The sequence below is a fragment of the Aliiroseovarius sp. B-4 genome (assembly GCF_056857795.1).
The window spans coordinates 284,698-305,776 of sequence record NZ_JBSXNV010000040.1 but is presented as its reverse complement, the minus strand read 5'-3'; the positions used below and the strand labels follow the sequence as shown (position 1 = coordinate 305,776).

The following is a 21,079-nucleotide window of genomic DNA, read 5'->3' as shown; positions in this document are numbered from 1 at the left end:
AAATTGTTAAGTGAAACTGTAAAATATGGCAACATGATTTGAGTTTAGTAATAAATTTGCGTATTATTTTTGAAATCATGAAGTTGCTATGATTGGGTATTCACTTTGACCCGAGACCCAGAATGCCACAAAGCTCGCTTCAGGCGCCAAGCGCCGTGATCATGATCTGCCCGCATCGTTTTCACCCGAATGCCGAAACGGCGCGGGACAATGGATTTCAGACTGATGCCCCCGCGGATGCCGCGGAAAACCTGGCCGCACAGGCGCAGGCCGAGATCAGAACAGCGGTGCAGGCCCTGCGCGAGGAGGGAGTGCAGGTTCACCTGTTTGACGATCCGCGTGATGACCGCCCGGACGCCGTGTTTCCGAACAACTGGTTCTCGACCCATCCTGGCGGGCATGTGGCGGTCTATCCGATGTATTCTTCGAACCGCCGCATCGAACGGCGCCCCGATATTCTGGACATGCTCAAGCACCGCTATCGTGTGCAGGACATCATCGACTATTCGGGGCTGGAGCAGGACGGGCTGTTCCTTGAAGGCACCGGGGCGATGGTGTTGGATCACGTGGAACGTGTGGCCTATGCCGCGCGGTCCAAGCGCACAAGCGAGGTGTTGCTGGAACGGTTCTGCACGCATTTCAACTATGAGCCGATGGTGTTTGATGCCTATGACGCCGCCGGTTTGCCGATCTATCATACCAATGTGTTGATGTGCATCGGCACCGATGTGGCGCTGATAGGGCTGGAGACCATCCGCGATGTCGCGCGTCGGGACGAAATTCGCGACCGTCTTTCGCAGGGTGATCGCGAGGTCATCGACCTGTCGCAGGACCAGATTGCCGATTTCGCAGGCAATGCCATCGAGCTGCAGGGTCGCGATGGGCGACTGCTGGCGATGTCCTCGCGCGCCATGGCGGCCATGGCCCCAGCGCAACGCCAGCGAATTGAAACGCATCTGAAGATATTGCCGCTGGACATCCCGACAATCGAAATGGCGGGCGGGTCCGTGCGCTGCACCATTGCGGGCATTCACCTCAGCCCGCGTCCGCACCTTACCCCGGAAGGAGAGGCCCAATGACCAACATCCACCTGCTTGGCGCACCGATAGAGGAAGGCGCTGGTCGTCGCGGCTGTATCATGGGGCCTGCGGCCTATCGCACTGCCGGCCTGGCCGAGGAACTGGCGTCGCTGGGTCACGAGGTCGCCGATCTTGGAGATGCGCAGCGCGACGAGGTCGGAACGCTTGAAACAGAACACAGCCATCTGAAATTACTGCCTCAAGTCGCGGGTTGGGTGCGCAGCCTGCACCGCCATGCGTATGAACTGGCAAAGCAGGATGTGTTGCCGATATATCTGGGCGGCGATCATGCGCTGTCCATGGGCACCGTCACCGGCCATGTGGCCGCTGCTGCCGAAATGGGTCGCCCGCAATTCGTGCTGTGGCTGGACGCACATTCCGATTTCAACGTTCCGGCATCCTCGCCAAGTGGGAACATTCACGGCATGCCCGTGGCGTTTGCCTGCGGGCTGGACGGATTCCCGGACATGCTGGGCAAGCCGTTACCCGCGCAACTTGATCCACAGAACTTGTGCTTGATTGGCTTGCGTTCGGTTGACGGGATGGAGCGGGATTTGCTGCAAGCCTCAGGCGCACATGCCTATGATATGCGGGCCATTGATGAACACGGGCTGGCCAAGCTGCTGTTGCCGTTTCTGGATCGGGTCGCGCAGGCCAACGGGCTTCTGCATGTCAGCCTTGACGTGGATTTCATCGAACCCGACATCGCGCCAGCCGTGGGCACCACGGTTCCCGGCGGAGCCACCTTCCGCGAGGCCCATCACATCATGGAGATGCTGCATGACAGCGGCCTTGTCACCTCGCTCGACCTGGTCGAACTGAACCCGTTTCTGGATGACCGTGGACGCACGGCGCGCCTGATGGTGGACCTGACCGCAAGCCTGTTCGGCCGCCGTGTGCTGGACCGTCGCACACAAAGTTATTGATCTTGTCTGACGAAAGGACATCCGATGCCGCCGCTTCCCTCTGAACTTGCCTATGTGCCCTTTGTGTCCGTTGAACACATGATGGGGCTTGTCCATCATATCGGCATTGAAAAACTGCTGATCGAACTTGCTGATGAGATCGAAGCCGATTTCAAGCGGTGGGAGTTGTTTGACAAAACCCCGCGTGTCGCCAGCCATTCGGACGTGGGCGTGATCGAGCTTATGCCGACCTCGGACGGCGAGATGTATGGCTTCAAATACGTGAACGGCCATCCGAAGAACACCAAAGAAGGGCTGCAAACCGTGACGGCGTTTGGTCTGTTGGCAGATGTGAACAGCGGATACCCCAAGTTGTTGAGCGAAATGACAGTGCTGACGGCCCTGCGCACGGCGGCGACCTCGGCGATGGCGGCGAAACATCTGGCGCCCAAGGGCGCGACGACGATGGCGATGATCGGCAACGGTGCGCAGTCCGAGTTTCAGTGCCTGGCCTTCAAGGCGATCTGTGGCATCGACACGGTGCGTTTGTATGACATCGACCCCGCCGCGACCGAGAAATGCGCCCGTAACCTTGCCGGGCAGGGGCTGACCGTCATTCCCTGCAAAACCGGCGAGGAAAGCATGGAAGGCGCGCAGATCATCACCACCTGCACCGCCGACAAACAATATGCGACGATTCTGACGGACAACATGATTGGCGAGGGCGTGCATATCAACGCCATCGGTGGCGACTGTCCCGGCAAGACCGAGCTGCATCGCGACATCCTGCTGCGGTCCAGCATCTTCGTGGAGTACCCCGAACAGACCTGGGTCGAGGGTGAGATCCAGCAGTTGGACAAGGACCACCCGATCACCGAGCTTTGGCGCGTGATCACCGGGCAGGCCAACGGGCGGACGGACGCCAAGCAGATCACGCTGTTTGACAGTGTGGGTTTCGCGATCGAGGATTTCTCGGCGCTGCGATACATCTCGAAATCGATCGAGGGAACAGAATTTTTCACCCAATTGGATATGCTGGCCGACCCCGATGATCCGCGCGACCTCTTCGGGATGCTGGAACGGTCGAAGGGTTAGCTCACTTCTCGCGACGTTAGGGCAGCGCCCTCCCGTGGGGAGGGTCGGACGCTGCCCGGGCCGAAGACCCGTGCATGAATGAAACACGGGCGTTGGATCACCCCATCGCCCGTGTTTTTTCGCTGCCTGGCGACTTAGCTTTCGTCCGCATAATCCGTGAGCGGCGGGCAGGTGCAGACCAGATGCCTGTCACCATAGGCGTTGTCCACGCGGTTGACGGGCGACCAGTACTTGTCCACCCGGAAGCTGCCCGCCGGAAAACACCCCCGTTCGCGGGTATAGGGCCGGTCCCATTCACCGACGAGGTCCACATAGGTATGCGGCGCGTTTTTCAACGGGTTGTTTTCCGGGTCGATCTTGCCTTCCTCAATCTCGCGAATTTCCTCCCGGATCGCCAGCATGGCATCGCAGAACCGATCCAGTTCGGCCTTGGTCTCGGACTCGGTCGGTTCGATCATCAGCGTGCCTGCCACGGGCCAGCTCATCGTTGGGGCATGGAAGCCGTTGTCGATCAAACGTTTGGCGATGTCATCGACGGTCACGCCCGCGCTATCGGCATAGGGGCGCGTGTCGATGATACATTCATGCGCCACGCGGCCATTGTGACCGGTGAACAGAACGTCGAACGCACCTTTCAGACGGGCCGCGATATAGTTGCCGTTCAGGATCGCCACTTTCGTCGCCTGGGTCAGTCCGTCGCCGCCCATCATCAGCACATAAGCCCAACTGATCGGCAGGATTGAACCCGATCCGAAGGGGGCAGCGGATACCGCGCCTTCTTCCCCGATCAGACCGTTGCCCGGCAGATGCGGCGCAAGATGAGCCTTCACGCCAATCGGCCCCATACCGGGACCACCGCCGCCATGCGGGATGGCGAAGGTTTTGTGCAGGTTGAGGTGGCTGACATCGCCGCCAATCTCGCCCAGTTTCGACAGGCCGACCATGGCGTTCAAGTTTGCGCCGTCGATATAAACCTGCCCGCCGTGGTCGTGGGTGATCTTGCAAACCTCGCGCACGGTTTCTTCGAACACGCCGTGGGTGGATGGATAGGTGATCATGCATGCCGCAAGCTTGTCGCCCGCCGCTTCGGCCTTGGCGCGGAAGTCATCAAGGTCGATGTCCCCATTCGCCGCTGATTTGACCACAACCACATCCATATCGACCATATGCGCCGAGGCCGGGTTGGTGCCGTGCGCGGAAATCGGGATCAGGCAGACATTGCGTTCACCCTGACCTTGCGCCCGGTGATAGGCCTGAATGGTCAAAAGCCCCGCATATTCCCCCTGCGCGCCCGAATTGGGTTGCATCGACATGTCATCATAGCCAGTGATCAGGCAGAGTTTCTGCTTCAAATCTTCGATCATCTCGCAATAGCCTTCGACCTGGCTTTCCGGGGCCATCGGGTGGATATAGGCAAACTCGCGCCACGTCACCGGCATCATTTCGGCAGCCGCATTTAGCTTCATGGTGCACGAGCCAAGCGGGATCATTGCGCGGTCAAGGGCCAGATCGCGGTCGGCCAAGCGACGCATGTAGCGCATCATTTCCGTCTCGGCCCGATTCATGTGGAACACTGGGTGGGTCAGATAGTCAGAGGTGCGCAGGCTGGCATCTGGCAGACGGTATTCATTGTCGCTGTCATCATAGCTGCGGGTGATGCCAAAGGCGCGCCAGACACCTTCAATCACGGCGGGTCGAGTGGCCTCATCCAGCGTTATGCCGACATATTCCGTTTCGACAGGTCGCAGGTTGATGCCTTCCTCACGCGCAGATTTCAGCACGGTGTTTTGCAGCGCGCCGACATGCACGGTGATCGTGTCAAAGAAGTGCTTCGAGGTGATGGTGAAGCCAGCATTCTCAAGCCCCTTGGCCAGTCGCACGGTTTTCAGATGCACGTCCTGCGCGATGGCTTTCAAACCTTCGGGGCCGTGGAAAACGGCATAGAAACCGGCCATCACCGCCAACAACGCCTGCGCGGTGCAGACATTCGAGGTCGCTTTTTCACGCCGGATGTGCTGTTCGCGGGTTTGCAGGGACAGGCGATAGGCCTGATTGCCGCGCGCATCGACCGAGACGCCGATCAAACGACCGGGCATCGAGCGTTTGTGCTGGTCGGCGGTGGCCATATAGGCGGCGTGTGGGCCGCCAAAGCCCATCGGCACGCCGAAACGCTGCGAAGAGCCGACGGCAATGTCAGCCCCCATCGCGCCCGGCTCTTTCAACACGGTCAGCGCCAGCGGGTCAGCGGAGACAATACCAACGGCTTTCGCTTCGTGCAGCGCGGTGATCTGGTCAGTGAAATCGCGCACACGGCCATAGGTGCCGGGATATTGGAAGATCGCACCGAACACCTCGTCCGCAACCAGATCTTGTTCCGGGTCGCCGATGACGATCTCGATCCCCAAGGGGGCCGCGCGGGTCTTCATCACCGCGATGTTTTGCGGGTGGCAGCCTTCGTCCACGAAGAACTTCGTGGCTTTCGACTTGGCGATGCGTTGCCCCATGGTCATCGCTTCCGCGCAGGCGGTGGCTTCGTCCAGAAGCGAAGCATTGGCGATTTCAAGTCCCGTCAGGTCCGAGATCATGGTCTGGAAGTTCAAGAGCGCCTCAAGCCGCCCCTGCGAAATCTCGGGCTGATAGGGCGTGTAAGCGGTGTACCAAGCCGGGTTTTCCAGAATGTTTCGCTGGATCGCAGGTGGCGTGACCGTGCCGTGATACCCCTGACCAAGCAACGAGCGCATGACCTGGTTCTTCGCGGCCGTATAGCGCATCTTGTGCAGCGCCTCACGTTCCGACAGTGCCGGACCCCAGTCCAAAGCGTCATCCTGTCGGATGCTTCTGGGAACGGTCTGGTCAATCAGGTCATCCAGATCCTTGACGCCGATCGTCTTGAACATCTCGTCCATCTCGGATGGTGACGGGCCGATATGGCGGCGGTTGGCGAAGTCATAAGGTTTGTAACCGGTGGGCGTGAACGACATTGCGTTTCTCCGTGCGGGGGCAGGCATAAGGGTTTGGCAAGGGCCGGACTGGCCCTTGCACCTGTGCAGAAAGGGTCAAGACCCGTGGATCAGCCGATGAATTTCTTATAGGCGGCTTCATCCATGTAATCATCCAGCGGGCTGGTGTCCGAGGCTTTGATCCTGAAGAACCACGCTTCACCTTCTGCGTCTTCGTTGACCTTGGTTGGTTCGTCCACGATGGTATCGTTCACCTCGACGATTTCACCATCCAGCGGGCTAAGGATATCGGACGCGGCCTTGACGCTTTCGATCACCACGATCTCGTCATCCTTGGATACGATATCGCCCACTTCGGGAAGTTCTACAAAAACAACATCACCAAGCTGTTCGGCGGCATGGGTGGTGATGCCCACGGTATAGACGCCGTCTTCTTCACGCAGCCATTCGTGTTCTTCGGTATATTTCATTCTGTGTCTCCTGCTGGATCTCTGGGGTCAACGTTTATAGGTGGCGGGGCGGAACGGCATGTCCGCGACCGTGACCGGCTGGCGCTTGCCGCGCACATCGCCGAAAATCCTTGTGCCGGTGTCGGCGTGGTCGATACCGACATAGCCCATCGACATGGGACGTTCGATGGATGGACCGAATGCGCCTGACGTGACTTCACCGATGGAAGTCTCTGCGTCCTCGGTCGCATAGAGCATTGTGCCAGCTCGCATGGGCGCGCGGCCATCGGGCAACAGGCCAACGCGGCGGCGGGTGGCACCGTTTTCGAACTCGGTCAGGATGCGATCGGCACCGGGGAAACCGCCTTCGCGCGCTCCACCAGTCTTGCGCACCTTTTGAACGGCCCATTCCAGCGCTGCCTCGACCGGTGTCGTTGTTGTGTCGATGTCATTGCCATAGAGGCACAGACCGGCCTCAAGCCGCAGACTGTCACGTGCGCCCAGGCCGATCGGTTCGACCTCCTCCATTGCCAGAAGCGCACGGGCGAAGGTTTCGGCATGAGCTTGGGGAACCGAGACTTCATAGCCGTCCTCGCCAGTATAACCCGAGCGGGACAGCCACAGCTCGCCAAAGTCACTGTCGGTGACGGACACATCCATGAATTTCATGTCCTTGGCCGACGGCACCAGCCGCGAAAGCGCCGCCTCGGCAGCCGGTCCCTGCAAGGCCAGAAGGGCGCGGTCGTCAATCACTTCGACCTCGCAATCGGTCAGGTGGACGCGCATATGGGTGATATCGGCATCCTTGCATCCAGCGTTCACCACAAGGAACAGGTGATCGCCCCGATTGGCGATCATCAGGTCGTCCAGAATGCCACCGTCGTCATTGGTGAACAGGCCATAGCGCTGGCGACCTTCGGCCAGCGCGATGACAGATTGGGGCACAATGCGTTCCAGAGATTGGGCAGGATTGTCGCCACGCAAGATCACCTGACCCATATGGCTGACATCGAACAGCCCAGCGGCGGTGCGCGTGTGCAGATGTTCTTTCATCACGCCCAATGGGTATTGCACGGGCATTTCGTAACCGGCAAACGGCACCATCTTGGCGCCAAGCTCCAGATGCAGGTCATAAAGACCCGTCCGCTTCAGATCGTCTTGGGCTGCACCCATGGCCATTCCTCCAACTGTTACCGGTAAGTCATGGAAGCCATGCGCCCGGCATCGTTCAGACGCCTTCGCGTCTATCGATGCCCCCTCTGTCCGTTTCGCCTGAGATCGTTATCCCTTCGGCGGGCATCTGTGTGCCTCTCTCCAGAGTCATGTTCGCCGCATCGGTCCGTGGGCCTGAGAGTTTACCGGGGCGGTTGCTCCTTCGGCACCAGCTTTCGCCAGATTCTCCCGATGCGATGGCGTTACGTTATCCGCCCACGCCGGTTTCGGCAAGAGCTTGAATACAACCGTATGCGGGGTCACAGTATGATCATGCAGGACCCGTTTTTCTTCGGCTATGGCTCGCTTGTGAACCGCCGCACCCATTCCTTTCAAAACGCCCAGCCCGCACGGGTGTCGGGGTGGCGGCGGGCATGGCGTCGCTCGCCGTTCCGGGATGTGTGTTATCTGACGGCTGTGCCGGACCGGGAAGACTATATCGAAGGGTTGATCGCCTCGGTGCCGGGCGCGAATTGGGCGGTGCTGGACGAACGCGAACGGGCCTATGCGCGTGTGCCACTTGGGTCTGAGGTGCAGCATTCGGCCGGGGCGGTAGAGGTAGCGATTTATGCCATAGAACGCGGTCATCATCACACGCCCACCGACGACAATCCGGTCTTGCTCAGCTATATCGACGTGGTGGTGCAGGGATATTTGTCCGAGTTCGGCATGGCCGGCGTCACCCATTTCTTCGAAACCACGGAAGGATGGCATGCACCGATCCTGAACGACCGCCTTGCGCCAATTTATCCGCGCGCACAAACGCTGACCGAGGAAGAGCGCGCCTTGGTGGACGAAGGTCTGTCGCGCCTATCGGCGAAAGTGAAACAAGGATATCCGCTTGGTTAGCCGCTGATATGACACGGCGTCAGTGTCGAATTGGGCCGGTGCCACTTTTCGTAAAGTTCGTGCAGAAAGCGCCAAGGCAATCACTGCAAAAAACAGCCCGCCAGCGGCTTGCCCGATCAAGACACCCGGAGCGCCCCATAGGGACGCGCCCAGAATGACAAGCGGTATGGTGCCCAATGTCTGACGCCCCCAGTTGATCCAGGTGGAATAGAACGGGTGGCCGAGGTTGTTGAAACTGGCATTGGTGACGAAGATCACGCCGTTGAAGAACCATGCCAGCGCCAAAGGCCCGCAGAACAAATAGACAAGATCGCGGCTTAAGCCTTCAGCATTGAACAGATCCGCAATCGGCGCGCGCAGGATGAACAAGATTGCGCTGACACCGACCGAAACGCACAGGACAAACACCAGCCCGTCACGAATGGCGCGACGCACACGGTCCAGTTGACCCGCCCCGAAATTCTGGCCGACAATCGGACCAATCGCACCCGACAGCGCAAAAATCACGGCAAATGAGACTGGAACAAGCCGCCCGACAATGGCCATACCTGCGACCGCATCTTCGCCAAACTGTGCCGTGGCGCGGGTGACATAGGCCTGACCGACCGGTGTTGCAAACTGGGTCAGGATGGCGGGCAGGGCAATGGTCATGATGGCTGCAAAATCGACCTTGAAATCGACGGAACGAGGCCGATCCAGCCCGCCATGATGGCGCAGCACGGGATAGATTGACATGACGGCAATGGTGGCGCGCGCGCAGACCGAAGCAAGTGCGGCACCGGTCAGTTCGAGGTCCAGCCCAAAGATCAGGATCGGGTCGAGGACCGCATTCACAACCCCGCCCCAGATGGTCGCCATCATGGCCCGACGCGCGTCCCCATGCGCGCGCAAAATCGCGCCGCCGACCATGCCCACGATCAGGATGGGCAGGCTGGGAAGGATGATCCTGAGATATCCTGTGGCAAGCACCAATGTTTCGCCGGATGCGCCCAAAAGCGCGGTCAGTTGGGGAACGAAGGCCCACACGATGGCGGCAAATACGCTGCCGATGACGACGCCATACAGCAAGGCGGTCGCGGCCCGGCGTTTGGCGGTTTGCTTGTCGCCTTCACCCAACGCCCGCGCAACCAGCGCCCCGGCGGCAATCGACATCCCGATACCAAACGAGGTGGTGAAAAACAGGATTGCACCGGCATACCCAACGGCAGCGGCCAATTCCTCATGACCCAGCATCGAGATGAAAATCATGTCGACGAGGTCGACAAGAAAGATGGCCATCAATCCAACAGATGCGGTCAGCGACATGACCGCGATGTGGCGCATCAGGCTGCCGCTTAGAAATTTCGCCTGTGTGGCGCTTGCACCTGCCGGTTGGGCCATTGTCTTCTCCTGTCACGCCCATGCAGCATGGAGGAGAGATGCGCGGCGGACCATAGGCAATTGAATGAGATCGGTGGCGCTGGAGCAGCCAGAGCTTGGCGACGGATCAATCCTTTGCGCGGATCACTTGCAAAAGCGGCATCAGGGCCGACATATCCGGCCCATGGCTCATTCCGGTCAGGGCCTTGCGCAGGGGCATGAACAGCCCGCGCCCTTTGCGGCCCGTGGCTTCTTTCACGGCGGCGGTCCAGGTCGACCAGCTATCCGCGTCATAAGGTCCGTCGGGAAGAAGACCCATCGCGGTTGCGACGAACTCGCGGTCTTCTTCGTCAATCACCGGGTCGGCGCCGTCGCGACACAGGGTCCACCAGGTCTTCAGATCGCCCAGCGTCGTGATGTTTTCACGCGCGACCGTCCAAAAGGCATCGGCTTTGTCGGCGGGAACGCCAAGACTGTCCAGTGTATCCGTGACCGCATCAACCGGCAGATGGGACAGATAGCGGGCCGTCAGCGGGAACAGGTCTTCTACGTCAAACTTGGTGGGGGCCGAACTGAAGCTCGACAGATCAAACCCTTCGACGATTTCGTTCAGCGAGTTGCGAAGTTCGACCGGTTGCGACGACCCAAGGCGGGCCAGCAGGCTGAGCAGCGCCATCGGTTGCACACCGCGTTCGCGCAAGTCGCGGATTGCCAACGTGCCCAGCCGTTTCGACAGCGCCTCGCCCTGCGGGCCGGTCAGAAGCGAGTGGTGTGCAAATGATGGAACCTTGCCGCCCAACGCTTCGATAATCTGGATTTGCGTCGCGGTGTTGGTCACGTGGTCCGAGCCGCGCACCACATCGGTGATGCCGAAGTCGATGTCGTCACAGACCGACGCCAAGGTATAAAGGAACTGCCCGTCCCCGCGGATCAGAACCGGATCAGAGACGGATGCCGCATCAATCGAGATGTCGCCCAGAATGCCGTCCGTCCAGTTGATCCGCTCGTGATCCAGCTTGAACCGCCAGTGGCCCTTACCGCGTTCATCGCGCAACTTGGCTTTTTCGTCATCGGACAGCGCCAGCGCCGAGCGGTCGTAGACTGGGGGTTTGCCCATGTTCAGTTGCTTCTTGCGCTTCAGGTCCAGCTCGGTCGGGGTTTCGAAACACTCGTAAAACCGGCCCATATCGCGCAGCTTCCGGGCGGCTTCCTCATAGCGGTCCAGCCGGTCGGATTGCTTTTCGACCCGATCCCATGTCAGGCCCAGCCATTCCAGATCCTCTTGGATGGCATCCGCGTATTCCTGCTTGGACCGCTCGGGGTCAGTGTCATCAAGGCGCAGGATGAATTGCCCGCCCGATTTGGCAGCGATCAAATAGTTGAACAGCGCGGTGCGCAGGTTGCCAACATGGATGTAGCCGGTGGGCGAGGGGGCAAAGCGGGTGGTGGTCATGGGTCAGGTCTCCTTGGCTCGTCCCTCTTTCATACTGGCCTGCTTTTGTCCATATATTCCCGTATGACCCGCAAATACGCTCCTTCTGTCGCTGATATTGAAGCGCTTGCCTTCGACGCCCGGATGCGTCTTCCACCCATCTTTGTCGAAAAGGCGCTGGAAGTTGCCATTCGCGTCGAAAACATGCCGAACGCCGTGTTGCTGTCAGAGATGGAGATCGAAGACCCATTCGAACTGACGGCCGTTTACGAGGGCATCCCGCTGACGCAAAAATCCGTGTCCGATCAACCCTTCGCGCCGGACACTGTCACGCTGTTTCGCAGGCCGATCCTCGATGAATGGGCGTCGCGTGGGGATGTCTCGCTGGCTGAACTGGTGGGGCACATCGTTGTGCACGAATTTGCCCATCACTTCGGATGGTCGGACGAGGATATCGCGCAAATTGATCGCTGGTGGGAGTGATCAGCTGGGCCGCACCTTCCATGTTTTGTCGAGATCGCGCAGCCCTGCGCGGATCAGTTCGGCCAACACGTCCAGATCAATATCGGCCAGCTTGTTCACGTATAGGCAGGACTTGCCCATCCTGTATTTGCCAAGCCGGGTCAGGATGTCACCGTAATCTGCATATCCGGGCATGATATAGATCGAATGACGCGCCTTGCGCGGGGAAAAGCCAGTGGCCAGAAAGTCGCCTTCGCGTCCACTGTCATAGCGGTAGCGATAACGGCCATAGCCGATTATGGATGGCCCCCACATAACGGGCGAAAATCCAGTCACCTGACAAAACAACCGATCAAGCACCCGCGCGTCTTCACGTTTCGCAGGCGGTTCGGTTGTCGCGATAAATTCGGCGACGGCTTGTCCGGTCGGTTGTGTTTTGTTGTCGGCCATGCTGATCCCAAGTGCACGATTTTTACGCATGTCACGATTGCGTGACGCCATCCATTTCCGGTTGGATTTCCAGTATAGTGCAGGTTCGATTTTCATCAAAACTTGCTCTTACTTGGAGGTCACTCATGAAATCTTTTTCTGTTCCAAATCTGTCGCGTCGGCATCTTCTGATGGCGGGGGCCGCCGCCCCTTTGGCCGGTCTGGTCTCGGGTCCGGCACACGCCATGGCCCCGCAAATGGGATTGTCCAGCACGGCATCGCAGACCGTAAAGCTGGGTGGATTTGAGGTCACGACACTTTTGGCGGGTAATCGCACAGTGGAAGAGCCGCAAAGCATCTTTGGCATGAACGCCAGCGCGGAAGATTTTGCAGCCGCCTCTGATGCGGCAAATATCCCCACAACCGCCGCGCAGTTCTTCTTCACACCAACATTGGTCAACACCGGGTCAGAGCTTGTGCTGTTTGACACAGGCCTGAACCCGGCAGGGATCACGGCGGCATTGGCCGGGGCGGGCTATACGCCGGATCAGGTGGACATTGTTGTGCTGACCCACATGCACGGAGACCACATTGGCGGGCTGTCCGGCGATGCGGGAACTACCTTTCCCAACGCTCGCTATGTCACCGGCGCCGTTGAGTTCGACCATTGGGCAGCGGCGGGCAATGAGGGATTCGATGCCAAGGTCGCACCGCTGGCCGAACAAACCACGATGATCAATGGTGGCGATACGGTCGCATCCGGCATCGAAGCCGTCGAAGCCTTCGGCCACACGCCGGGCCACATGGCCTATCGGCTCGAAAGTGATGGCAAATCGCTGCTGATCGCAGCGGATTTCGCCAACCACTATGTCTGGTCGCTGGGTTATCCCGATTGGGAGGTGAAGTTCGACATGGACAAATCCGCCGCCGCCACAACCCGGCGCACCCTGCTGTCGATGCTGGCCGCCGAACGGATACCGTTCATCGGATACCACATGCCGTTCCCGGCGCTGGGCTATGCTGAAGCACGGGATGACCGCTTCCAATATGTCCCGCACAGCTATCAGCTTTTGATGGGTTAAAGCGCACAGGCGGCGGGGCGATCAGCTTTCGTCCCGCCAGCGGTTCACAATCGGATAACGGCGATCCAGCCAGAAACTTCGCATGGTCAGGCGGGTGCCCGGCGCGGATTGGAAGCGTTTGTATTCTGAGATGAAGATCAGATGTTCGACCTTCTTCACGGTCGCCCGGTCGAACCCGTCTGCCACCAGCTCAGCCACGGATTTTTCGTCGTCGATCAACCCTTCAAGGATCGCATCCAGAACCTCATAGGGTGGCAGGCTGTCTTCGTCTTTCTGATCGGGGCGCAGTTCAGCGGACGGAGGCTTGTCGATGATTGACACCGGAATAACCTCGCCTTCCGGCCCTTTCATCCAGTCGCGGTGATTGGCGTTGCGCCAACGACATTGCTCAAACACCCGCGTTTTATACAGGTCTTTGATCGGGTTATAGCCGCCGGACATGTCGCCATAGATGGTCGCATATCCCACCGCGAGCTCGGATTTGTTGCCTGTGGTCAAGAGCATCGCACCGGTCTTGTTGGACAGCGCCATCAGCAGCAGGCCGCGCAGTCGGGACTGGATGTTTTCCTCGGTCACGTCGGGCGTGGTGCCTTCAAACAGCGGCGCCAACGTGTTGGTGATCGCGTCGCGCCCTTCCTTGATCGGCACGAAATCATAGGTGCAGCCAAGGCGCTGGGCGATGTCCTTGGCGTCATCCAGCGAACTTTGCGAGGTATATTCCGACGGCAACATCACACAGCGCACATTTTCCGGCCCCAAAGCATCCGCTGCGATGGTGGCAACAATCGCGCTGTCGATTCCACCCGACAGACCCAGAAGCACTTGCTTGAAGCCGGTCTTGCTCATGTAGTCGCGCAGGCTCTCGACCATCGCGCGATAATCCTGTTCCCACTCATCCCCATGCACAGCAATGGCGCCGGGGGCGATGCGCCAGCCATCATCCGCGCGGTTCAGATCGAAATGCCGGATTTCTTCGTCAAAGGTTGCCATGCGGAAGGCAAGTTCTCCACCCGGATTAAGCGCGAACGATCCGCCATCGAACACCTGATCGTCCTGCCCGCCCACCATATTCAGATAGATCAGCGGCAGCCCCGTTTCGACGACACGCGCCACCATGTGGTTCACACGCACGTCGAACTTGCGCCGGTAATAGGGCGAGCCATTGGGGATCAGCAGAAACTCGGCACCGCTTTCGGCCAGCGTTTCGCAAACATCTTCGCCATGCCACGCGTCTTCGCAAATCGGGATACCGATGCGGATCGGGCCCATGGCAACCGGGCCTTGCGGGTCGGCGGATGTGAATTGGCGTTCTTCGTCAAACACAGTGAAGTTGGGCAGGCGCTGTTTCAAAACACGCGCGGCCACCTTGCCGCCGTGCAGAATGTAATAGGCGTTGAACAAATGCGCCCCGTCATGGAACGGTCCGCCAATGCCGATTGCAGGACCGTCGGCGCAATCCGCAGCAAGTTGATCGACCGCCGCCATCGCGTCGCGAAAAAACTGAGGGCGCATCACAAGGTCTTGTGTCTGATAGCCTGTGATGAACGCTTCGGGCAGAGCCAGCAGGTCACTGCCTGCGGCCTTGGCCTGCCCCCACGCCTTGCGGGCCTTTTCAGCATTCGCGGCAATCGCGCCGACGGTGGGGTTTAGCTGCGCCAACGTCAGGCGGAAATGGTCACTCATCGCGCGTATCCTTCTGGCCCGGCGATCCCTGCCGGGTTTGATCTTGCGCTCAGATGTAACAGGTTTATGTGCAGGATAAAGTGCATGCGTTGGAAAACCGTTGTTTCAGGGCAGACCCTCGCATAGTCTTGGTGCGGGTTTGCGTGGGTTGAAGCGCGAAAAATGCACTCATTGAAAGAGGTTGGACATGGATCCCCTTCGTACAGGTTTTCGCGGTTTTGCGTTCTTCATGATGCTGGGCGCAGCGCCTGTCATGGCTCAGATCGAAACCAAGCAATACGAAGATGGCGCCGTCTATGAAGGGACGTTCAAGGGCGGTGTGCAGCACGGCATGGGCACGCTGCAACTGCCAACCGGTTATGAATATACCGGCGAATTTATTGAAGGCGAGATCATCGGCCAGGGCGTGGCGCGATTCCCCAACGGCTCGATCTATGAAGGCAGTTTTGCCAAGGGAAAACCCGAAGGCTTCGGCAAGATCACCTTTGCCGACGGATCGACGTTCGAGGGCGATTGGGTGGATGGCAAGATCAACGGATCCGGCCTGGCCATCTATGCCAACGGCATTAAATACGAAGGCGGATTTCGCAACGCCATGCATCACGGGCAGGGCCGGTTACAAAGTCCCACGGGCTATATCTACGAAGGCGACTGGGTTGCCGGCGTGAAAGAGGGGCGCGGCACTTCAACCTATGCCGATGGATCAGTGTATGATGGTGAAATGCGTGGGGGGGAGCGCCATGGCACCGGCGTTTTGACTCAAGCGGATGGCATGATCTTCGATGGCACGTGGGAAAAAGGCCAGATGCAGGGTGAAGGTATCCTGAAACAGGCCAATGGCGACATTTATTCCGGCAATTTCGTAGCAGGTGCCCGTCAGGGGCAGGGGGTCGTCGAATACGCCAACGGTGATCGCTATGAAGGCAGTTTTGAAAGCGACAAGCGTCATGGACAGGGCGTTTTCGAAGGCGCTGATGGATATCGCTATGAAGGCAATTGGGTTGCTGGCGCCATCGAAGGCTCGGGCAAGGTGACTTATCCCGACGGCTCTGTTTACGAGGGGCAATTTCGTGACGGTCTGGCCGATGGCATGGGCGCGATTACTTACCCGGACGGCAACACCTATGAGGGTGAATGGAAGGCGGGTGTCATCGAAGGCAAAGGCGTTGCGCGCTATGCCAATGGCACGGTTTATGATGGCATGTTCAAAGACGCGCTGTATGACGGGCAGGGCAGTTTGACCACCGCGGACGGAACATCCTACGTCGGGGACTGGCAAGCAGGTCAGCCGCACGGTCAGGGGCGCTCGGTCTTCCCGGATGGCGCGACATATGAAGGCGGTTTCGTTGGCGGGCTGCGCGAAGGCAAAGGCAAATACACCGTGGCGGATGGGTTCTCATATGAAGGGGATTGGCTGTCGGGTCTGTTTCATGGACAAGGCGTCGCGATTTATGCGAATGGCGACCGCTACGAGGGCAGTTTCCAAAAAGGAAAGCGTCATGGTGAGGGCGTCGTGACCCGCGCAGACGGCAGTCAGGAAGACGGTACATGGGAAGACGGTGTCATCGCCGGGGCTGCCACGACATCGCCTGCGCCCGAGATTGACAGCACAGCCGGGGAAGCGGCGGCAGAGGCCAGTTCGGACGCCGCCGCCAACTAAGCTGACCCCGACAATTTGTCAAAGCTTGCTCGAAAAAGGGGTTTATCTCGCGCCAAACCGCCCTATAGTCGCGCCCATGGTATCGCAGAAACATATCACACATTGCCCCGCGCAGGGCCTTCTGCTTCTTCTTAGCCGCCTCTGAGCGTGCCGTTTTGGCGCGACCGCTCAGGGGAACCGCCATACGCGCCACGAACCGGCCCGACCTTGGGCCACAAAGGCTAAGACACTTCTACTGAAAGACATGACAATGACCACCACATCGGATCACGTGTTGATTTTCGACACAACCTTGCGTGACGGCGAACAAAGCCCCGGCGCGACCATGACGCATGACGAGAAACTGGAAATCGCCGAGATGCTGGATGACATGGGCGTCGACATCATCGAAGCGGGTTTTCCGATTGCATCGGAAGGCGATTTCGCCGCGGTGCGCGAGATTGCGAAACGGTCGAAACAATCGGTGATTTGCGGGCTGAGCCGCGCGAATTTCAAGGATATCGACCGCTGCGCCGAAGCTGTTCGCCACGCCGCGAAACCGCGTATTCACACCTTTATCGGCACATCGCCCTTGCACCGGGATATCCCCAACCTGACCAAAGACGCGATGGCGGACCTGATCCATGAAACCGTGACGCATGCACGCAATCTGACTGACGATGTGCAGTGGTCGGCCATGGATGCGACCCGGACCGAACACGACTATCTGTGCCGGGTGATCGAGATTGCGATCAAAGCGGGCGCCACGACGATCAACATCCCCGACACGGTCGGCTATACCGCCCCGCGCGAAAGCGCAGACCTGATCCATATGCTGATCGAGAAAGTGCCGGGCGCGGACGAAGTGACGTTTGCAACCCATTGCCACAACGATCTGGGCATGGCGACGGCAAACTCGCTGGCCGCGGTCGAAGCGGGTGCGCGTCAGATTGAATGCACGATCAACGGATTGGGCGAACGCGCCGGCAACACGGCGCTGGAAGAGGTCGTGATGGCGTTGAAGGTGCGCCATGACATCATGCCGTGGAACACGCGAGTGGACACAAAAAAGATCATGAACATCTCACGTCGGGTGGCGCAGGTGTCTGGTTTTGCGGTGCAGTATAATAAGGCCATCGTTGGCAAGAACGCCTTTGCGCATGAAAGCGGAATTCACCAGGATGGGATGCTGAAGAACGCCGAGACGTTCGAGATCATGCGTCCTGAGGATGTTGGCCTGTCGGAGACCAGTCTGGTCTTGGGCAAACACTCGGGCCGGGCCGCGCTGCGCGACCGGTTGAATCAGTTGGGATTTGACGTGGGCGACAACCAGTTGAAGGACGTCTTCGTGCGCTTCAAGGAACTGGCCGACCGCAAGAAAGAGGTATTTGACGATGACCTGATCGCCCTGATGCGTGACGGGACTGACGCCGCCAATGACCGAATTCAGGTGAAATTCCTGCGTGTCATCTGTGGCACCGAAGCACCGCAATCCGCTGACCTGACGTTGGAGGTCGACGGCGTGGACCACCAGAAGACCGCCACGGGGGATGGACCGGTCGATGCGACCTTCAACGCGATACAACAACTGTTCCCCCACGACGCGCGGTTGCAACTGTATCAGGTGCATGCCGTGACCGAAGGGACCGACGCGCAAGCCACGGTGTCGGTGCGGATGGAGGAGAACGGCAAGATCGTCACCGGCCAGTCGTCCGACACCGATACGGTGGTGGCGTCCGCCAAGGCTTATGTGAACGCGCTGAACAACCTGTTGGTGCGGCGCGAGAAAACGAAGCCCGAGAGCGTTTGATCCATTGACCATCATGCGGGTGGGTTTACACTCGCCCGTATGAGACGCGCCCTGTCAAACCGCACCTATGCCACGCTATTCACCGCGCAGGTGGTGGCATTGCTGGGCACCGGGTTGATGACCATTGCACTGAGCCTGCTGGCCTATGATCTGGCAGGCGATGCGGCGGGCGCCGTTCTGGGCACGGCCTTTACCATCAAGATGCTTGCCTATGTCGGGTTGTCGCCGGTGCTGGCAGCGATTGCGGAGCGTCTGCCACGAAAGGCGGTGATGATCGGAGCGGATTTGGTGCGTGCGGCGGTGGCGCTGGCCCTGCCGTTTGTCTCTGAGGTTTGGCAGATATATGTTCTGATCTTTCTGCTGCAAACCGCATCGGCAAGTTTCACGCCGGTGTTTCAGGCCACGATACCTGATGTGTTGACCGATGAAGACGAATATACTCAGGCGCTTTCGCTGTCGCGCTTGGCCTATGATCTTGAAAACCTGCTTAGCCCATCCCTTGCCGCACTTCTGCTGCTGGTGATCTCGTTCCACGGGCTTTTCGTGGGGACGGTTGTGGGCTTTCTGGTTTCGGCGGCTCTCGTGGCGCAGACATCGCTTCCGCGCAGCGCACAATCAGCAGAGAAAAGACCGTTTCGCGAGCGCCTGACCCGCGGCAGTCGGATATATCTTGCGACGCCGCGGCTGCGCGGGCTTTTGGCGTTGAACCTGACCGCCGCCGCGATCGGTGCTTTCGTTCTGGTGAATTCGGTTGTGCTGGTTCGGGCGGAATACGGGTTGGGCGAACGGGCCTTGGGTGTCGCAATGGCCGCCTTCGGAGGTGGCTCGATGTTGGCCGCGATCTTGTTGCCACGCGTGCTGAGGCGGGTGCGGGAACGTGATGTGATGGTGCCGTCGGCAATTGCGCTGACCGCGCTGGCGTTTGTATTTGCCGCGTTAAGTTGGGGTGCTTCCCTTCCTGCTTGGGGGGTGTTTCTGACGATCTGGGCGCTGATCGGCGCGCTCTATTCTGCGATCCTGACTCCTTCGGGACGGCTGTTGCGCATCTCGGCCCATTCCGAGGATCGACCGGCGATTTTTGCGGCACAGTTCGCACTCTCACATGCTTGCTGGCTTGTGACCTATCCTTTGGCCGGTTGGGTCGGGAAGGCGGCAGGGCTTTCGGTTTCGCTTCTGGTGCTTGGTGGGTTGGGTGTATTGGGTGTTCTGGCCGCTATCAGGTTCTGGCCTGCCAATGCCGAGCGGATTGTCGAACACAGCCATCCGCACTTGCCATCGGATCACCCCCACATGAAAGCCTATCTCGGTCAGGGACAAAACCATGCCCACGCTTTCATCATTGATGACGAACACAAGGTTTGGCCGACCCATGGTTAGGCAACCAGACCCAATCCATGACCAGACAATTTCCGCCTTTCCATTTAAGCGATAAGCCGCCTGCGAACGTGCATTAGGTCTTTCACCCGAGCGTGCTGACCCTTATATATCCATCGGTCTGCGCCCATTTGGGGAATCGCGGACTATAAGGGTATTGAAGCGGGGTAGGCAGTAATGGTTGGGTTTTCGAGTCTGTTTTCGTCGGACATGGCAATTGACCTTGGAACGGCGAATACGCTGGTTTACGTGAAGGGCAAGGGAATTGTCCTAAACGAACCTTCGGTCGTTGCCTACCATGTAAAGGACGGTGTCAAGAAGGTGCTGGCGGTGGGCGAAGACGCCAAGCTGATGCTGGGCAGGACGCCCGGTTCCATCGAAGCCATTCGCCCCATGCGCGAAGGCGTGATTGCAGACTTCGACAGCGCGGAAGAGATGATCAAGCATTTCATCCGCAAGGTGCACAAACGCACGACCTTCTCGAAACCGAAAATTATTGTCTGTGTCCCGCACGGCGCCACCCCTGTTGAAAAACGTGCCATTCGCCAGTCGGTGATCTCGGCAGGTGCGCGCAAGGCAGGGCTGGTGGCCGAACCGATTGCCGCGGCAATTGGTGCCGGGATGCCGATCACCGACCCGACCGGAAACATGGTTGTTGATATCGGTGGCGGCACGACCGAGGTTGCCGTGATGTCGCTGGGTGACATTGTCTATGCGCGCTCGGTGCGCGTGGGTGGCGATCGGATGGATGATGCGATCATCAACTATCTGCGCCGCCAGCAGAACATTCTGGTGGGCGAAACCACCGCTGAACGCATCAAGACCTCGATTGGCACGGCGCGGATGCCCGATGACGGGCGCGGCGCGTCGCTGAAAATCCGGGGTCGCGATCTGTTGAACGGTGTCCCCAAGGAAACCGAGATTTCTCAGGCACAAGTCGCTGAGGCGCTGGCCGAACCCGTGCAGCAGATTTGCGAAGCCGTGATGACCGCGCTGGAAGCGACTCCGCCCGATCTGGCGGCTGACATCGTGGATCGCGGCGTAATGCTGACCGGCGGTGGAGCGTTGCTTGGCGAGCTGGATCTTGCCTTGCGCGAACAGACCGGTCTGTCCATCTCGGTCGCGGATGAAAGTCTGAACTGCGTGGCGCTGGGCACCGGCAAAGCGTTAGAGTTCGAAAAGCAACTGCGCCACGTCATCGACTACGACAGCTGACAGGCCCGCCCCGCGCAGTCGGGGCTGGTCTCGTCTGGTGTGACC

General features: G+C 59.2%; 17 protein-coding genes and 1 riboswitch. Of the genes, 10 read left to right on the top strand and 7 right to left on the bottom strand.

Features of this window, described 5'->3' with window-relative positions; genetic code table 11:
* Positions 1–122 precede the first annotated feature (122 nt).
* The 3 genes from ctlX to AC13C8_RS15340 are packed head-to-tail and all read left to right on the top strand — an operon-like array spanning position 123 to position 3,079.
* Complete coding sequence (gene ctlX / locus AC13C8_RS15350) at positions 123–1,079, top strand: citrulline utilization hydrolase CtlX (protein ID WP_091431425.1); 957 nt, start codon at positions 123–125, stop codon at positions 1,077–1,079.
* A complete protein-coding gene (rocF, locus tag AC13C8_RS15345; RefSeq protein ID WP_091431423.1) occupies positions 1,076–2,005 on the top strand; it encodes an arginase in 930 nt (309 codons plus the stop codon). The genes ctlX and rocF overlap by 4 nt, the downstream gene beginning before the upstream one ends.
* Positions 2,006–2,029: 24 nt before the next feature.
* Positions 2,030–3,079 carry an ornithine cyclodeaminase gene (locus AC13C8_RS15340; RefSeq protein ID WP_482848147.1) on the top strand — a complete coding sequence of 350 codons (1,050 nt, stop codon included), beginning with the start codon at positions 2,030–2,032 and terminating at the stop codon, positions 3,077–3,079.
* Between the two features lie 134 nt (positions 3,080–3,213).
* Here the strand turns inward: AC13C8_RS15340 and gcvP are convergent, their stop codons facing one another.
* The 3 genes from gcvP to gcvT form a co-directional block, all read right to left on the bottom strand.
* Positions 3,214–6,060 (bottom strand): aminomethyl-transferring glycine dehydrogenase, encoded by a 2,847-nt coding sequence (gcvP, locus tag AC13C8_RS15335; protein WP_482848146.1) that lies wholly within the window; start codon positions 6,058–6,060, stop codon positions 3,214–3,216.
* A gap of 89 nt (positions 6,061–6,149) precedes the next feature.
* A complete protein-coding gene (gene gcvH, locus AC13C8_RS15330) occupies positions 6,150–6,509 on the bottom strand; it encodes a glycine cleavage system protein GcvH (protein WP_091431419.1) in 360 nt (119 codons plus the stop codon).
* A gap of 27 nt (positions 6,510–6,536) precedes the next feature.
* Positions 6,537–7,661, bottom strand: coding sequence for a glycine cleavage system aminomethyltransferase GcvT (gene gcvT / locus AC13C8_RS15325; protein ID WP_482848145.1), 1,125 nt, complete (start codon positions 7,659–7,661; stop codon positions 6,537–6,539).
* Between the two features lie 152 nt (positions 7,662–7,813).
* Positions 7,814–7,902, bottom strand: a riboswitch (glycine riboswitch).
* Between gcvT and AC13C8_RS15320 the strand changes: the two genes are divergently transcribed.
* A complete protein-coding gene (locus AC13C8_RS15320) occupies positions 7,893–8,549 on the top strand; it encodes a gamma-glutamylcyclotransferase family protein (protein WP_407639054.1) in 657 nt (218 codons plus the stop codon). It overlaps the preceding riboswitch by 10 nt.
* On the opposite strand, the gene AC13C8_RS15315 is transcribed toward AC13C8_RS15320, so the two are convergent.
* Positions 8,511–9,929, bottom strand: coding sequence for an MATE family efflux transporter (locus AC13C8_RS15315; protein ID WP_482848144.1), 1,419 nt, complete (start codon positions 9,927–9,929; stop codon positions 8,511–8,513). The two genes, AC13C8_RS15320 and AC13C8_RS15315, sit on opposite strands and share 39 nt — an antisense overlap.
* 106 nt (positions 9,930–10,035) lie before the next feature.
* Positions 10,036–11,361, bottom strand: a complete 1,326-nt coding sequence (gltX, locus tag AC13C8_RS15310; RefSeq protein WP_482848143.1) for a glutamate--tRNA ligase — start codon at positions 11,359–11,361, stop codon at positions 10,036–10,038.
* 63 nt (positions 11,362–11,424) lie between these two features.
* Here gltX and AC13C8_RS15305 point away from each other — a divergent pair, with 63 nt between their 5' ends.
* Positions 11,425–11,823 (top strand): metallopeptidase family protein, encoded by a 399-nt coding sequence (locus tag AC13C8_RS15305; RefSeq protein ID WP_091431414.1) that lies wholly within the window; start codon positions 11,425–11,427, stop codon positions 11,821–11,823.
* On the opposite strand, the gene AC13C8_RS15300 is transcribed toward AC13C8_RS15305, so the two are convergent.
* Positions 11,824–12,252 (bottom strand): DUF1801 domain-containing protein, encoded by a 429-nt coding sequence (locus tag AC13C8_RS15300; RefSeq protein ID WP_482848190.1) that lies wholly within the window; start codon positions 12,250–12,252, stop codon positions 11,824–11,826.
* Positions 12,253–12,377: 125 nt separating this feature from the next.
* Here AC13C8_RS15300 and AC13C8_RS15295 point away from each other — a divergent pair, with 125 nt between their 5' ends.
* On the top strand, positions 12,378–13,313 hold the full coding sequence (locus AC13C8_RS15295; protein ID WP_091431413.1) for an MBL fold metallo-hydrolase: 936 nt from the start codon (positions 12,378–12,380) through the stop codon (positions 13,311–13,313).
* A 21-nt stretch (positions 13,314–13,334) separates the two neighbouring features.
* Here AC13C8_RS15295 and AC13C8_RS15290 read toward each other — a convergent pair whose 3' ends face one another.
* A complete protein-coding gene (locus tag AC13C8_RS15290) occupies positions 13,335–14,996 on the bottom strand; it encodes an NAD+ synthase (protein WP_482848142.1) in 1,662 nt (553 codons plus the stop codon).
* 187 nt (positions 14,997–15,183) lie between these two features.
* Between AC13C8_RS15290 and AC13C8_RS15285 the strand changes: the two genes are divergently transcribed.
* The 4 genes from AC13C8_RS15285 (at position 15,184) to AC13C8_RS15270 (ending at position 21,034) form a co-directional block, all read left to right on the top strand.
* The gene (locus tag AC13C8_RS15285; protein ID WP_482848141.1) at positions 15,184–16,656 is read left to right on the top strand and encodes an MORN repeat-containing protein; all 1,473 of its coding nucleotides are present in this window, start codon (positions 15,184–15,186) and stop codon (positions 16,654–16,656) included.
* A gap of 244 nt (positions 16,657–16,900) precedes the next feature.
* Entirely contained in the window at positions 16,901–18,445 is a 1,545-nt protein-coding gene (locus AC13C8_RS15280; RefSeq protein ID WP_091431408.1) for a 2-isopropylmalate synthase, read from the top strand.
* A gap of 39 nt (positions 18,446–18,484) precedes the next feature.
* Positions 18,485–19,822: an MFS transporter gene (locus AC13C8_RS15275; RefSeq protein ID WP_482848140.1), complete on the top strand. Its 1,338-nt coding sequence runs from the start codon at positions 18,485–18,487 to the stop codon at positions 19,820–19,822.
* 174 nt (positions 19,823–19,996) lie between these two features.
* Positions 19,997–21,034 carry a rod shape-determining protein gene (locus tag AC13C8_RS15270; protein ID WP_091431404.1) on the top strand — a complete coding sequence of 346 codons (1,038 nt, stop codon included), beginning with the start codon at positions 19,997–19,999 and terminating at the stop codon, positions 21,032–21,034.
* Positions 21,035–21,079 lie beyond the last annotated feature (45 nt).